10 protein-coding genes are annotated in these 14,782 nt (G+C 52.1%); 9 read left to right on the forward strand and 1 reads right to left on the reverse strand.

Translation table 11 applies throughout. The annotated features are described in order from the left end of the window. Nucleotides 1-8 precede the first annotated feature (8 nt). The 7 genes from MKQ68_RS04965 to MKQ68_RS04995 are packed head-to-tail and all read left to right on the forward strand — an operon-like array spanning nt 9 to nt 12,468. Nucleotides 9-1,718 carry a RagB/SusD family nutrient uptake outer membrane protein gene (locus MKQ68_RS04965; RefSeq protein ID WP_264282324.1) on the forward strand — a complete coding sequence of 570 codons (1,710 nt, stop codon included), beginning with the start codon at nt 9-11 and terminating at the stop codon, nt 1,716-1,718. 11 nt (nt 1,719-1,729) lie between these two features. After that, nucleotides 1,730-2,173, forward strand: coding sequence for a DUF5004 domain-containing protein (locus tag MKQ68_RS04970; RefSeq protein ID WP_264282325.1), 444 nt, complete (start codon nt 1,730-1,732; stop codon nt 2,171-2,173). Between the two features lie 21 nt (nt 2,174-2,194). Beyond that, nucleotides 2,195-3,154: a DUF4961 domain-containing protein gene (locus MKQ68_RS04975; RefSeq protein WP_244841263.1), complete on the forward strand. Its 960-nt coding sequence runs from the start codon at nt 2,195-2,197 to the stop codon at nt 3,152-3,154. Between the two features lie 25 nt (nt 3,155-3,179). Beyond that, nucleotides 3,180-6,251, forward strand: a complete 3,072-nt coding sequence (locus tag MKQ68_RS04980) for a SusC/RagA family TonB-linked outer membrane protein (RefSeq protein WP_264282326.1) — start codon at nt 3,180-3,182, stop codon at nt 6,249-6,251. 21 nt (nt 6,252-6,272) lie between these two features. Continuing rightward, the gene (locus MKQ68_RS04985; protein ID WP_264282327.1) at nt 6,273-7,973 is read left to right on the forward strand and encodes a RagB/SusD family nutrient uptake outer membrane protein; all 1,701 of its coding nucleotides are present in this window, start codon (nt 6,273-6,275) and stop codon (nt 7,971-7,973) included. A 25-nt stretch (nt 7,974-7,998) separates the two neighbouring features. Further along, nucleotides 7,999-11,058 carry a SusC/RagA family TonB-linked outer membrane protein gene (locus MKQ68_RS04990; RefSeq protein WP_264282328.1) on the forward strand — a complete coding sequence of 1,020 codons (3,060 nt, stop codon included), beginning with the start codon at nt 7,999-8,001 and terminating at the stop codon, nt 11,056-11,058. Nucleotides 11,059-11,073: 15 nt separating this feature from the next. Further along, nucleotides 11,074-12,468 (forward strand): DUF5005 domain-containing protein, encoded by a 1,395-nt coding sequence (locus MKQ68_RS04995; protein ID WP_264282329.1) that lies wholly within the window; start codon nt 11,074-11,076, stop codon nt 12,466-12,468. Between the two features lie 71 nt (nt 12,469-12,539). Here the strand turns inward: MKQ68_RS04995 and msrA are convergent, their stop codons facing one another. Next, the gene (msrA, locus tag MKQ68_RS05000; protein ID WP_264282330.1) at nt 12,540-12,989 is read right to left on the reverse strand and encodes a peptide-methionine (S)-S-oxide reductase MsrA; all 450 of its coding nucleotides are present in this window, start codon (nt 12,987-12,989) and stop codon (nt 12,540-12,542) included. A gap of 339 nt (nt 12,990-13,328) precedes the next feature. On the opposite strand from msrA, the gene MKQ68_RS05005 reads away from it, so the two are divergent. Together MKQ68_RS05005 and MKQ68_RS05010 are read left to right on the forward strand one after the other, a co-directional pair. Continuing rightward, the gene (locus MKQ68_RS05005) at nt 13,329-13,847 is read left to right on the forward strand and encodes a hypothetical protein (protein ID WP_264282331.1); all 519 of its coding nucleotides are present in this window, start codon (nt 13,329-13,331) and stop codon (nt 13,845-13,847) included. An 11-nt stretch (nt 13,848-13,858) separates the two neighbouring features. After that, the gene (locus MKQ68_RS05010) at nt 13,859-14,779 is read left to right on the forward strand and encodes a 4Fe-4S dicluster domain-containing protein (protein ID WP_264282332.1); all 921 of its coding nucleotides are present in this window, start codon (nt 13,859-13,861) and stop codon (nt 14,777-14,779) included. Nucleotides 14,780-14,782 lie beyond the last annotated feature (3 nt).

Here is a 14,782-nt window from a genome sequence, read left to right on the forward strand (position 1 = left end):
TTAATGATATGAAAGTCAGATCCACGGTCGCTATTCCTATATGCCTGTGCGTTGGTATGCTCTTTCTGCATGCCTGCGACAAAAAAAGTTTCCTGGATGAAACGGAAACTACCAACCTGAATGAGAGAACCGTATTCTCCGATAGTGCGCGTACGGTCGCTTTTCTCACCCAGATTTATGTTGATGTCGGTTTTGCAGAACATCCTACCCGTTTCGGGAATGGTGGGCTCGACGCTGCCAGCGACGAAGCAGAAGCACAACGGGCAGCTAACATTACCACCTCTGTGCAGTTCGCCACCGGTACGGTAAACCCGGCGATCATCAGTGCCGATGCCTGGAATACACCGTATTTCAACATCCGGCGGGTAAACCTGCTGCTGAAAAATCTGCATGGCGCCCCCATCCCGACGCACATCCGTAACGTGATGACGGCGGAGGCGCGTTTTCTGCGTGCCTGGTATTATGCCATATTGCTGAAACACTATGGTGGCGTGCCGTTAATCGGCGATGCCATTTTTGACCTGAAAGGTAAGGTCCCCGGGGTACGTAACACCTATGCGGAATGTGTGGATTACATCGTATCGGAGTGTGACGCGGTGGCAGCAGCCTTACCGCTTACGCGTTTGCGCGAGGAGTATGGTCGCGCGAGCGGCGGTGCAGCATTGGCGCTTAAAGCGCGGGTGTTGCTGTACGCAGCCAGCCAGCAGTTTAATGGTGGTAACGTGGAACAGGGCAATCCGCTTACGGGTTACACCGACGCCTCCAACGAACGCTGGAAATTGGCGAAGGATGCGGCTTTTGCGGTGATGGACAGCAAGGCCTATAAGCTGCATGAAAATAATACGACCGCTCCGGGTTACGGCTTTTACGAGTTGTTTACGCTTCGTGTGAACGAAGAGTACATTTTCGCCCGTATGCAGGCCCGTAATATCGAACTGGAAAAAGCCTGGCAGCCACCTTCAAGAGATGGCGCCGAGGGCGGATTTCCTTACCAGGAATTCGTAGATGCGTTCGTAATGGCAAACGGTTTGCCGATCACGGATGCAGCATCAGGATATAACCCTTCGCAACCTTATACGAACCGCGATCCCAGGCTGGCACATTCGGTGATCCGCGATCAGTCGCTGCTCATCCAGAACAACGGTCTGCGCGAACCGGTAAATATTTATCTCGGGCCTGATGGCAGGGGTGTAAGCCAGGATGCTGTTCGCGCCGGTACGCCTACGGGTTACTACACCCGTAAAATGCTCGACGATAACATCTCCGCTAACAATATTCACGGTTCCGACCGTTGCTTTCCGCTGATGCGTTATGCTGAAGTGCTGCTGAACTACGCAGAGGCCACCAACGAATATGATGGCCCTGTTTCAGAAGTATATGCTGCCATGGCGCTGATCAGGAAACGTGCGGGCTTATTTCCATACGAGCTGCCTGCCAATCTCACAAAACCGCAAATGAGGGCCGCCATTCAGGCCGAAAGGAGAGTGGAACTGGCTTTCGAAGGCCACCGCTTCTGGGACGTTAGGCGCTGGAAAATTGCAGACCAGACCGAAAACCGGCAGATGACGGGCATGGAGGTAAAACGTAACGGCGCAACGGTGACTTACACAACGTTCCCGGTACGTAAGCATAATTTCCGCCCGGCCATGTATTTCTGGGCCATCCCGCAAAGCGAAACTGCTAAATCTCCCGAACTGAAACAAAATCCATCCTGGTAAATCTATACGTTATGATCTTTCCTCTACAGAAAGTTGTCCGGACCTGTGCACTATTCCTGGTGCTGCTGATTACCGCCTGCGAACAGCAGGACATACAGGTGCAGGAGTCTGTTAAAGACATTGCCGGTGCCTGGCGCATCACCAAAGCGGTGCGCAATGGCGTCGATATCACTGCCTATGCCGACTTTACGCAATTCAGGATCAATTTCGGCACTAACCAGCAATATACGATCGAGCATCCTATGCCTTTCGTCGTGACGAAAAACGGCGGCTATGAACTGAATGATCCGAAGTACCCGTTCCGCATCCGCTTTAGCGAAAATGGCGCAGCACAGCCGCTCAGCTCCAGCTTTACCTATCCCGTAGTGAACGGTAAAAGGAACCTGGTGTTCACGTTCAGCCCGGGCTGCCAGTCTAACACCTACGTGTATACGCTCGAAAAGGTACATCCCTAACACTACAACCGCATTTACGTTATGAAAAGATATGCTTACGCGCTGCTGCTCTTACTGGCCCTCATGGCCGGTTGCGTGTTCCTGGAGGGGGTAGATGAACCCACCGGGGCACAGGCGGGAACTGACCTTACTTTCACGATGCGCACCCGCATCGACGTGGCCGACGGCGGTCGCTCGAATGTGCGGCTCATCATCGGTTTCCTGGCCCCTAAAAGTTGGGAAGCTACTGCTAATTCAACAATTACTTACACGACTACTTCTTTCGGCAGCGGGAAAATGGTGCCTGTACCTGCATCTGTCATCGCAGACAAAGGCCAGCCCTGGCCAGCCGCGTTAAAAGCGCGCTTCGGCATGGGCGGCAACTACATGGTGGATGATCTGGAGTGGGTGGTGTTCTGGACGGAACAAACTTACAATGTAGCGCAGGGCGTGAAACAGAATATTGATGTGAAGATCGTGACCAAAGCTGGTGCAGATGGCACGCGCTTTAAAACCGGTTACTTCCTCGGTACCAGCTCCGAAAACCTGAGCGATGTATTTGGTACCAACAACGTATACAAATGCCAGTTCAAAAGCTGCTTCGAGGTAAGTGGTCCGGGTGATATCATCGACTTCTGTAACCCGCAGATCGGCGCGGCTATACCAGGACAGGCGACGGATAATGACCTCATCACACTTAGTTTCGATCCGCAGGTGGTACAAACGCCACTGGATGCGGTGTCTGAAATTTACTGTTGTGCGAAAGCCTATACCACCGACGGACAAGTGCTGGACGCCTGTACCGCCAATCCTGCCTCTTTGCTCAGGCCTTTCACCGGCAAACGGTCGGCGGTAACGATCTGGCCACGCGCGTTCTTCAGCGTGCCGGACGGTAAAACGCTCAGCAAAATCGAATACTTCTTTACAGATGCAACGGGTAGCATTAGGGTGGGTTACGCCAATACGGCCAGTCCGTTCGTGTTCACATTCAAATGCCAGTAATTCCCTCGTTATAAAAATTGATACGATGTTTAATCACTACATCAAACGATATATTTTTTCCCTTGCCATCGCCCTGCCCGCGCTATCGGCCTATGCACAGCAACCGGGTGCCTTAACCGGGCGGGTGACCGACCAGTTTGGTCAGCCTGTTACCGGTGCGCAGGTTTACCTTAAAGGCCAGCCTGACACGACGCGGGTAGATGCGGCCGGTGAGTTTAAACTTGCCGCAACGGCCGGCACGGTGGTGGTTATCGCCAAGGGTTACCAAACGATCGAACGCCCTATCCGAGATCAACAGCCATTGCTGCTGCGTATGGAGGATGCGTTTATTCCCGCGCCGGCTACTATCCCGGTGTTGTATGGCGAAGCGGCGACTAAAAGTTTGACGGGTGCCGTTGGTACGGTATACACCAATCAGCTGTCGACCACACCGGCCACGTTATATGCCTACGCACTACCAGGCCGCCTGGCTGGACTTTACACCCAGCAAACCAGCGGCTTTCGCTCGCCGGGTACTGCCGATAATTTCGATATCGACATCTTTGTCGGCAACATTCCCAAATCCGGCGCCGGTGAGCCGAGCGATAATACGGAGATGGGGCTGAGCCTGCGCGGACAAACGCCTGTAGTTATCGTCGACGGCGTACAGCGCGATGTGTTCTCTATCGATCCTGAAAATATCGAATCGATATCGGTGTTAAAGGATGCATTATCTACCGTATTACTCGGCCAGCGCAGCTCCCGTGGCGTGTTGCTGGTAACCACGAAACGCGCCAAAGCAGGCAAACCAAGATTGTCGCTTACGGCGCAAACCGGCATACAGGAATCGCTGAAAATGCCGAAGCCGTTGCCTTCCTGGCAGTATGCTTACTTGCTGAACGAAGCGTTGATGAACGACGGCAAGGAACCGCTTTACAAAGAAGCCGACTTCCTCGCTTTCCGCGATAAAACCAGTCCGTATACGCACCCCGATGTAAACTGGTACGATGAAATCCTGCGCAGCAGCGCGCCTTTATCCCGCTATAACCTCAACATCAATGGTGGTGGTAATGTAGCCCGCTACTCTGTTTCGCTGAACTACACCGACCAGGAAGGTATGTTCCGTTCCTCGCCAGGTGCCAGCTACAACACGAACGCTCGGTTGAAACGTTACCTGATCAACGCCGACCTGGACGTGGATGTGACAGAGAACCTGGGCATCGGCATGCAATTGTTCGGCCGGTTGCAGGAAGGTACACAGCCTGGCGCAGGCATGTCCAATATCCTAAACACCTTACTCACATTGCCTAACAACGCTTACCCGGTCCGTAATATCAACGGCAGCTTGGGCGGTACGAGCAACCTGGATAACAACCTCTTGTCGCAAACGATTAACAGTGGCTATATACAGGATAACAGTAAAGACGTGATGGCGAACATCTCGCTTCGTTATAACCTCGGTAGCTGGATCAAAGGCCTGTCGCTGAAGGGTAGCGGCAACATTGCGATACAGTCGGCCAATGCGATCGATCGTAGTAAACGCGAGCTGGTGTACCGCATGGTGGTAACGCAGGGCGATACGCTGTATGGCAGGGCCGGACAAGCGGTATCGCAACGTAACAATTTCATCTCTGTATTTAATGCACAATACCTGTTTGGCCAGTTGTCGCTCAATTACGACCGGCAGTTTGGTGATCATGGAATTAATGCCATGGTGCTGGCCGATCAGCGTCAAACGATTTACAATTATGACTTGCCTGGCCGATCTACCAATATCTCCGGTAAAGCCGCCTATAACTATGGTGGCCGTTACTTCCTCGAAGGTGCGTTGAACAGGAGCGGGTACAATCGCTACCGCCCTGATCGCCAATGGGGTACTTTCTTTGCGGCCGGCGCTGGTTGGGATATTGCCGCCGAACAATTCATGAAAGGGGCATCCGGCTGGCTGCAGCAGTTGAAATTGAGGGGTACCTACGGTCATACCGGCAATGGTATCGACAACTCCGGATATTACATCTGGCGCCAGGACTTCAGCGAAGACAATGGCGTTGGTGGCGGCATTTACGAACAGGGAACGGTACGTTCACCTGCACCCGGCTTCCGCGAAAATGCGTTGGCGAACCCTAACATCTCCTGGGAGAACGCCCGCAAACTGGACGTGGGGGTAGATGCATCGCTGTTTGGTGGCCGCCTGCAAATTACCGCCGACTATTACCACGACCGCTACGAGGACCTGTTGCAGATCCGTGGCAAGAGCATCGCCTTATCCGGCGCGGCTTATCCCCCTGAAAATATCGGAACCAATTTATATGAAGGCGGAGAGTTAACGCTCACCTACCAGGGACGCATCAACGATTTTAATTACTTCATCACGGCAAACGGTAGCCTGGAGCGCACAGAAGCGATTTATATGGACGAGCAGCGCCGCGATTATGAATGGAACAAACGCACCGGTCAGCCCGTTGGCATGTGGTTCGGTTACATAGCGGACGGATTTTTTCAATCCGCCGAAGAAGCGCGCGGTAGCGCTGTTATCGCAGGTTACAAACCATTACCCGGCGATATCCGCTACAAGGATTTGAACGGCGACGGTGTGATCGATCAGTTTGATGAAGCGCCGATCGGTACCAATAAACCACGTTTTTATTATGGCGCTACGCTCGGCTTTTCCTGGAAGGGTTTAGAAGCCAGCATGCTGTTGCAGGGCGTGGAGAACAGGATGAACTATGTGGCCAACTTCGCTACCGAAGCCGGTTTCCAATTTGTGAACTTCACTTACGGACAGGCCTACGAGCAGATCACCGGTCGCTGGACGCCTGAAACCGCTGCTACAGCCACTTATCCGCGACTTACGGCAGATGCGAATTACAATTATAACAAGGCGATGTCTTCCTTCTGGGTGCGTGACGGCAGCTACTTCCGTCTTAAAAACCTGCACGTGGCTTACAATCTTCCTTACCGGTGGATGCAACGCCTGCACCTCGGCAGCGTGAAAGTATTTGCCAACGCGCAAAACCTGTTTACACACGCCGGGTACGACTTTATTGATCCGGAAGTGGGCATCGGGGCCTATCCGATCCAACGGGTGATCAACACTGGTATTAATCTGAAATTTTAGTCAGCCTTTAAATAACACATCATGAAGAAAATCTCCATATTGATATTATTGGCTGTTACGCTGGCAATGGCCTGTAATAAAGATTATGAAGCAGTTCCCCTGGAAGAAGTAACGATCGAATACGTGTTCGATAAAGACGATTCCCTGGGTACTTATGCGAATAAATTCCTGAACAGCGTCTATCAAAAACTACCTGCGGGTTATAACCGCATCAGCGGCGACCTGCTCGACGCGGCGTCTGACGACGCGGTGTCCGGACTTACAGGCACCTCCGTCGCCAGTCAGCTGGCATCGGGCGCATATACCTCTGCAGCATTGATAGCAGATGAATCGCCCTGGAACAATGCTTACGCAGCCATCCGTGCCGCAAGCCTGTTCGTGTCGAACATCGATGTGTCGCCGGTGAAGGAAACATTGGCCAATGGCAAATCGATCCGTTACGCCTGGAAGGCAGAAGCCCGGTTTATCCGCGCGCTGTTTTACTTCGAACTGTTAAAACGTTACGGCGGCATTCCGCTTATGGGCGACAAAGTGCGGGCCCTGGGTGAGGATGTGGAAGTGCCGCGTGGTACTTTCGAAGCCTGTGTGAACTATATCGTGGCCGAATGTGATGCGATCAAAGACAGTTTGCGTACCAACCCGGTGATGATGCCGGAAGTGCATAGTCACCGTGCTACTCGTGGCGCAGCACAGGCGCTGAAAGCAAGGGTGCTGTTGTATGCGGCAAGCCCACTCTTTAACGGGGAGAATATTGAGCCATCAAATAATCTTACCGGTTACACGACTTTCGATAAAGCGCGCTGGAAACTTGCAGCCGATGCGGCCAGGGAGATTATGACCGAAGGTAAGTTTGGACTTGTATCGAATTTTAAGAACGTATTCATCACCCAGAACAACGGCGAAGTGATCTTCTTCCGCCAGGGTGGCGATAATACCAATATCGAAACCGCTAACAGTCCGATCGGTTTGCCCGTTCTTTCCCGCGGCCGTACTAATCCTACGCAGGAACTGGTTGATGCATTTCCTATGGCGAACGGACTGCCGATTACGGATGCGGCTTCGGGGTACAATGCGAATAATCCCTATACAGGACGGGATCCACGGTTGACAATGAGCATCTTTTACAACGGCGCCCGCTGGCTCAATACTGATATTCAAACCTATGAAGGCGGTGGCAGTAAGCCGGGCGGTGCAGAGCCGGGTAGTAAAACTTCTTACTACATGCGTAAGTTCATGGGCAATTTTGAAAATGCTTCCCAATACGCCAATACCAGCCATGACTGGGTGATGTTCCGTTATGCGGAAGTGCTGCTCAACTTTGCAGAGGCCGAAAACGAGTATAACGGCGCTACCGCGGATGTGTACAAGGCGATACGTGATGTCAGGGCCAGGGCAGGCATCGCCGCCGGGGCCGACGGTTCCTACGGCTTGAGGGCGAATATGAGTCCTGCCGAGATGCGCGCCGTGATCCGGAACGAAAGGCGTATCGAACTGGCGTTTGAAGAACATCGCTATTGGGACATCCGCCGCTGGAAGATCGCGCAAAGCGTATTTCAGCAACCACTGACCGGCATGAGTATCCTGCTCGACGGCATGGGGCTCACTTATACGCGGGTGCCTGTTTCCCGCGTGACTTTCGCAGCACCGAGGATGTACCTGTATCCCATTCCATACGGCGAGGTAGTGAAGAATGACAATATGCGCCAGAACCCAGGCTGGTAATCTTAATGCTATCAATCTTTTTGAGATGAAACATTTTATATTATTTGTATTGCTGCTCACTGGTTTTACCATCGCAACGCAGGCGCAGCAAAAAACGATCAGCGGTACGGTGAAAGACCTGAATGGTGCACTGCCCGGAGCCTCTGTGGCCGAAAAGGGGGTGCCGACCAACGGTGTGATCGCTGATCCGAACGGTCGCTTCAAACTCACGCTAAAAGGGCAGGGGCATACGATCGTCGTAAAACTGATCGGCTTCACGGCGCAGGAAATAGACGTAACGGGCAAAACTTCCGTTGATGTCGTATTACAACCCTCCACGCAGGGCTTGGACGAAGTGGTGGTAGTGGGTTTTAACTCCACCAAACGTATCACCAACACCGGTGCGGTAAGTGCGGTGAGTGGCGCGGAGATCCGTAATGTGCCTACTGCCAATGTGCAGAATGCGCTGATGGGTAAACTGCCCGGCTTCGTATCGCAACAACGTTCCGGTCAGCCAGGGCGCGATGCTTCGGACTTCTTCATCCGTGGCGTCAGCTCGCTGAACTCAGAAGGTAACAAGCCGCTGATCATCGTGGACGATATCGAATATTCGTACGACCAGTTGCAGCAGATCAACGTGAACGAAATCGAAAGTATCTCTATCCTGAAAGATGCTTCTACGACGGCTATCTACGGTATTAAAGGTGCTAACGGTGTACTGGTGGTTACTACCCGGCGCGGTAAAAGTGGTCGCCCACAAGTAAACCTGCGGGTTGAGTCTGGGCAACAGTCTCCGGTGCGTACCCCAAAGTTCCTCGACTCGTACGAAACAGCGATGCTGGTAAACGAGGCTTACCGGAACGACGGATTACAGCCGCAGTTTACGGACGAGGACCTGCGCCTTTTTAAAGATGGCAGCGATCCGTACGGGCATCCGAACGTAAACTGGTATGATGCGGTGTTCAAAAAACATTCCTACCAGGCGAATACGAACGTAGACGTGTCCGGTGGTACAGAGGCGGTGAGGTATTTTATGTCGGGTGGTTTCCTCGCGCAGAACGGTTTGGTGAAAGACTTTTCCGATCCACGCAACGAGGTGAATACGAACTATTTCTTCCGACGTTATAACTTCCGTTCCAACTTAGATATGCGTGTGTCGAAGTCGCTAACGCTTCGACTGGATGTGACGACGCGTTTCGGTAATATCAACCAGCCGCGTTCTGCAAATGTCGTATCAGAGGTATATAATTTTGAAAAGATACACCCGTATTCCGCGCCGTTTATCAACCCGAATGGTTCTTATTCTTTTGCGCGTGATACGAAAGATGCATTGCCTACGATCAACGCCCGTCTTGCGAACGGTGGCTACAGCCGCAGCAATCGTGCAGACTTCAACGTTTTGTTCGGTGGTACGCAGGACCTGAGCTTCCTTACGAAAGGGCTTACACTGACAGGCCGGGTGGCGTATGCAGGCATCGAACAATATTCCCGTAACCTGTTTCGCCCGGAGGAGCCACCGTCCTTTTATTACAACCCGGTCGATAACTCATACCTGCTCGACCCGCGCGGCAACTATCGTTTGCAGGCATACCGCGTTACGGGCAATACGGATAGTTACAGCCGCAACGTGAACGTGCAGGCTTTCCTGAGCTACGATCGCGCGTTCGGTGATCATAACCTGAATGGATTGCTGCTGTTTAACAGGCAGAGTTATTCTTTCAAGTCTGATATCCCTGCCAACTTCCGTGGTTTCTCGTTTAAAGCCGGCTATAATTACCAGCAGAAGTACCTGGTCGATTTCAACGGTGCTTACAACGGTTCCGACAGGTTTAAAGCGAAGGAAAGGAACGGTTTCTTTCCCGCGGTGGGATTGGGTTGGGCCATTTCGCAGGAACCTTTCCTGAAGGAGTCGTCTTTCATCAGATTATTGAAGATCAGGGCGTCTTATGGTGTGGTAGGATCGGATGTAACTGATGGTAATCGTTACCTGTTCCGCCAGGAATACTTTGAAGGTGGCGGCTATTCCTTTGGTGAGAATCATACGAATAATGGCACCATCCTCGAAGGCGACCTGGGTACGCCGGACGTTACCTGGGAAAAGGCACGGAAGGCCGATGTAGGGCTGGATGTGAACCTGTTTAACGACCAGCTTTCCTTTACCTTCGATTATTTCTACGACGTACGTTTCGATCAGCTGGTGCGGAAAGGATCAGTGCCTACGATGATCGGGATCGGATATAGTCCGGCGAACGTAGCGAAGACGAGCAATAAAGGTTTTGACGGGCAGATCAACTACCGTGGCAGTATACGCCGCTTCAACTTTAACACGGGACTCGTGTTCCAGTATTTCAAAAACAAAGTATTGTTCCGCGACGAAGCGCAACCCGCTTATCCCTGGTTACGTGAAACCGGCAGACCGATCGATCAGCCTTTCGGTTATACTTTTGTCGGCTACTACACACCGGACGATATCCAGAAGATACAATCAAACGCCCACGACAAACCTGCTACGCCGTTAAGTGAATACCCAATACAGGCAGGCGATCTGAAATACAAAGACATCAACGGCGATGGCGTGATCGATAACAACGACCGCGGCCCGATCGGCAGGCCTAACCTGGCCAATACGGTATTGGGACTTACCGTTGGCGCCAACTACAAAGGTTTTAGCGCAAACCTGTTATTCCAGGGGGCTTTTGGTTACAGCTTCAGCGTGGTAGGTACTGGCATCGAAACCTTCCAGAGCCAGTTCCAGCCGATACACCAGGAACGTTGGACGCCGGAGAATGCTGCGAATGCGCAGTTCCCGAGACTGACGAGCAACCCGACTACGGTTAACAGTGCACGTACTTATATGTCCGACTTCTGGCTGATCAACGCCCGGTATGTACGATTGAAAACCGTGGACCTGGGCTACCAGATGCCGAGCAACTGGCTGCCGCAGCGTATTAACAATGCCAGGTTATACCTGAGCGCTTATAATCTTTTCACCTGGACCAATTACGACAAGTACCAGCAGGACCCTGAGGTGTCGAGCAATTCTGCCGGCGACGCTTACATCAATCAGCGTGTAATCAACCTTGGTATCCAGATTGGTTTTAAATAACCGCATATGAACAGTATGATGAATTTAGTGCTGGCTGCGCTCGTTTTTTCGTCGTGCAGTGAAAATCCGCTTGATGGCTACCAGAGCCGCGAAAGAGCGATCTTGTCGTTCCGCCTGGCGGAAGGGCAGATTGGGGAAGATACGGTGACTAATCACGTCGATTCCGCCACCGTAACCCTCTGGGCAGCAGAGGACCTCGACCTTAGCGCCATCAGTCCGAAAGTGATGGTATCAAAAGGTGCGAAGGTAATACCTGCACCTGGTGTAAAGGTAGACTTTGCGGCCAACGGCGGACGATACACCTATACCGTTACTTCCGAATCGGGCATCGCGAAAAACTGGTACGTACGCATTCTCAAAAAGAGTGCAGCAGAAGCTGGTCCGCGCCTGCAGCTGCTGCGCAATACCGGTTTGTGGGACGCACGTGTAACAGTATACAGCGACCTGGATTATAACGATTACCTTACCCGTTACCAGCATTGGAACGGCGGCGATGGTTGTTACTCTGTATTACTGCCCGACGGTCGGCTCTTCTGGTCGTTCCAGGACAGCTTTTTCGGGCAGGTAAGTGCAGACCGGAACCGGGCGAACAACGTGATGCTGCGTAACGCCGCTAATGTGCAGTTGAACAAATCGTTGCAGAGCTTTGTGCAACTGAACCCGGGAAGCGGCAATCAAAGCCAGACCTGGATCAAGTACGGCAATGCGCCTGAAGACCAGGACTGGTATTGGCCCGGCGCGGCGCAGGTACACAACGGCGAATTGCAGGTGTTACTCAGCCACGTACGCAAAACCGGCAGCGGTACCTGGGACTTTGTGCACGTAAGCACCGACCTGGCGATATACGAACTGCCTTCGTTAAGACTGAAGGAACTCATCAAGGATAAAGATTTGCTCGCGAATTACAGTGCCGGCAGCATGAAAGGTAATGATGGATATACCTACATGTATGCGACAGAAGGTGGATTTCTCACCTCTTACCTGCACGTGGCCCGCGTGGCCGGCCACGACCTGAAGGGGCAGTGGGAGTACTATGGCGCCAACGGCTGGTCAGCCACCCCGCAGAAGCGCAGCGTGGCAGAAGAAGTTACGCAGCCAAACGTATTCTATGAAGGCGGGAAGTATTACCTCGTATGGCAGCAGCAAATCTTCGGCCGCGATATCTATATCGCTGAAAGCAGCTCACCCGTAGGTCCGTGGACCAACAAACGCACCCTGTACCAGATACCCGAAAAGTATTCGGGCGATATCATCACTTACAATGCGTTTGTGCATCATGCGCTCAGCAGGCAGGGAGAACTCGTAATTTCGTATAACATCAATCCGACAGATTTCAATACTAACTTCAATAAGCCTGGTAGTGCAGACCGATACCGCCCGTTTTTCGTGCGTGTATTCAACTGGAAATAACGTAGCATATCCAACGAGAGCCTATAGCAAAAAAAAGGGCCGTCTCAATTGAAAGAGACGGCCCTTTTTATCTATTTAGCCAGCTGCCATTCGGGGCGAATGAAGTGGCAGGTATATCCGTGAGGATGTTTTTGCAGGTAATCCTGGTGTTCTTCTTCCGCATCCCAGAAGTCGGAGGCAGGCACTACTTCCGTTACGATCGGGTTTTTCCAGATGCCTGCAGCGGACAATTCCTCTATCAGTCCGATCGCCGTGCTACGCTGCTCGTCGTCCAGGTAAAAGATCGCGGAGCGGTAAGAGGTACCAATGTCATTACCCTGCCTGTTACGCGTGGTAGGATCATGTATCTGGAAGAAAAATTCCAGCAGCTTGCGATAGGAGAGTACATCGGAATCGAACGTGATCTTAATGCCCTCTGCATGCGTACCGTGATTGCGGTAAGTAGCATTGGGAACGTTGCCACCGGTATAACCCACACGGGTAGCTGTTACACCGGGCAGCGCGCGAATCAGTTCTTCCACCCCCAGAAGCAGCCGCCGGCAAGTATTGCAGTTTGTATTGACATATGCTTTGATTTATCTGCAGGAATAGCCGCACGTTTTGTGCCAGATGTGGATCGCGACTTATTAGCAGTTAGTTTGACAGAATGGCCTCCTGTATCCGAATTTTACTGCTGTTTTAGCATGTATACCGACCGCCGTGGCGCTGCACCCGCGAAAATACCTGGATAGGGTATGGTCCCCGCGGAGTACTTTTGTCGTTATAGCAATAGAAGACCAGTTTTAGCTTAAGACAAATACCCACAGTCCATAACAAAAAGGCCAGTAGCATTGACAGCGAGTTTTCCTAAATCCCCAATTATGCACAGGCGAAAATTTTTGCAGGATATTTCACTCGGCAGCATCTGCATAGCTACCACATCCGGTTGGCTGCTGCAGGCCTGCGCCGACGATCATACGAACATGACCATTAACCGGTCCGGGTTTATGTCCTTTTCCGGCGATGCCCGTCAGTTCCTGATCATCCGTTCTTATCGTTATGTGAAGGATGATACGCTTGCCCAGCGATTTAAGAGCCGACAGGCGGTAGAGCTGGACGTAGTCGCCAGTTGCAGCAAACTACCCGCGCGGCCGTTGTCCGAAGTCCTGGCGGCTTATCCGCCTACCCACCTGGTTCCGAACATCCATTATCATTATGATGATAAGCGCTTCCATTTCAACTTTTACAATGTGCATGTATACAACCGCACCGTCAGGTTCCCGGTATTTAATACATCGGTTTCGGGAGAACGGCGCCCGCAAACGCCTGTGGTGATGTTGCTCGACCAGGCAAGAAAACATTTCCGCCAGCCATTGTTCGATAACATGTTGTTAACTTAAAACCTACGGAGATGGGCCTCATTCCTCAATACTACGATGCCGGCAAAGCCGTGTTTAAAGTGACCCAGACAGGTCGTATAATGACCGTCGACAGCATTGAATGCATTGTTTGCGGTGAATGCGAGTATACCTGTCCGTACGGGGCCATCAACCTCGTTTCTTCCGGTGTAACGGGAACGGATAATGTTTTTTATGTCACGAACGAAACCCTTTTCTTCTACGCCAATGCCTGCGTAGGCTGCGAATTATGTACTGCACCCGTTTGCCCCACCAATGCCATCTACTTCGAAGATGAAGACCCGCAAGGACCGGGCGGCGATTCATTTCCCGGTTTCCCCGAAATTATAGATGGTGTGCCGGAGGATGAGTGTACCAAACCGGGCGTCTTGAAGGCGCTCACGTTAAGCGAATACACGGTAGGGGCTTTATACAGCCTGTACCAGGAAGTGATCGGGGAACTGGAGGATGTGACGATTACGGTTATAGTGGCGCCGCTGCCGGGCAACCTGGCGGGTAATACCGTGGTGCAAACCACTGGCCCGACAGGGCACACGACCATCACCATCACCATTAGCCCTATACTGGCTTGTTCTTCCCAGGAAGATATCGCATCGACCGTGCTGCATGAATTACTGCATGCCATCTTCCGGATGAAAGATATTTTGGGTGAGCCCGGTTTTCCGACCAATCAGCACCATGAATTGATGGCATCTACCTATTTCGATACCCTTAAAAACGCGTTGATGAATATATTTCCAACCCTGCCGTCGTCCGCCGCGGAGGCGCTCACATGGGAAGGATTGTCTGCGTCCACTTTATGGCAGCAGAAGACCTACCAGGAGCAGCAGGCAATTTTAAGCTTAGGCGATAATTATCAGATGGGCGGTAGCCTCGGTCAACGTTGTCCCACACCGCCAGCTAATTGTTTGTAGATT

Source organism: Chitinophaga horti, from assembly GCF_022867795.2.
Taxonomy (GTDB): domain Bacteria; phylum Bacteroidota; class Bacteroidia; order Chitinophagales; family Chitinophagaceae; genus Chitinophaga; species Chitinophaga horti.

What these genes read in the sequence shown, in the direction of transcription:
- MKQ68_RS04965 (WP_264282324.1), top strand. Translation starts at nt 9, where the DNA reads ATGAAAGTCAGATCCACGGTCGCTATTCCTATATGCCTGTGCGTTGGT.
- MKQ68_RS04970 (WP_264282325.1), top strand. Translation starts at nt 1,730, where the DNA reads ATGATCTTTCCTCTACAGAAAGTTGTCCGGACCTGTGCACTATTCCTG.
- MKQ68_RS04975 (WP_244841263.1), top strand. Translation starts at nt 2,195, where the DNA reads ATGAAAAGATATGCTTACGCGCTGCTGCTCTTACTGGCCCTCATGGCC.
- MKQ68_RS04980 (WP_264282326.1), top strand. Translation starts at nt 3,180, where the DNA reads ATGTTTAATCACTACATCAAACGATATATTTTTTCCCTTGCCATCGCC.
- MKQ68_RS04985 (WP_264282327.1), top strand. Translation starts at nt 6,273, where the DNA reads ATGAAGAAAATCTCCATATTGATATTATTGGCTGTTACGCTGGCAATG.
- MKQ68_RS04990 (WP_264282328.1), top strand. Translation starts at nt 7,999, where the DNA reads ATGAAACATTTTATATTATTTGTATTGCTGCTCACTGGTTTTACCATC.
- MKQ68_RS04995 (WP_264282329.1), top strand. Translation starts at nt 11,074, where the DNA reads ATGATGAATTTAGTGCTGGCTGCGCTCGTTTTTTCGTCGTGCAGTGAA.
- MKQ68_RS05005 (WP_264282331.1), top strand. Translation starts at nt 13,329, where the DNA reads ATGCACAGGCGAAAATTTTTGCAGGATATTTCACTCGGCAGCATCTGC.
- MKQ68_RS05010 (WP_264282332.1), top strand. Translation starts at nt 13,859, where the DNA reads ATGGGCCTCATTCCTCAATACTACGATGCCGGCAAAGCCGTGTTTAAA.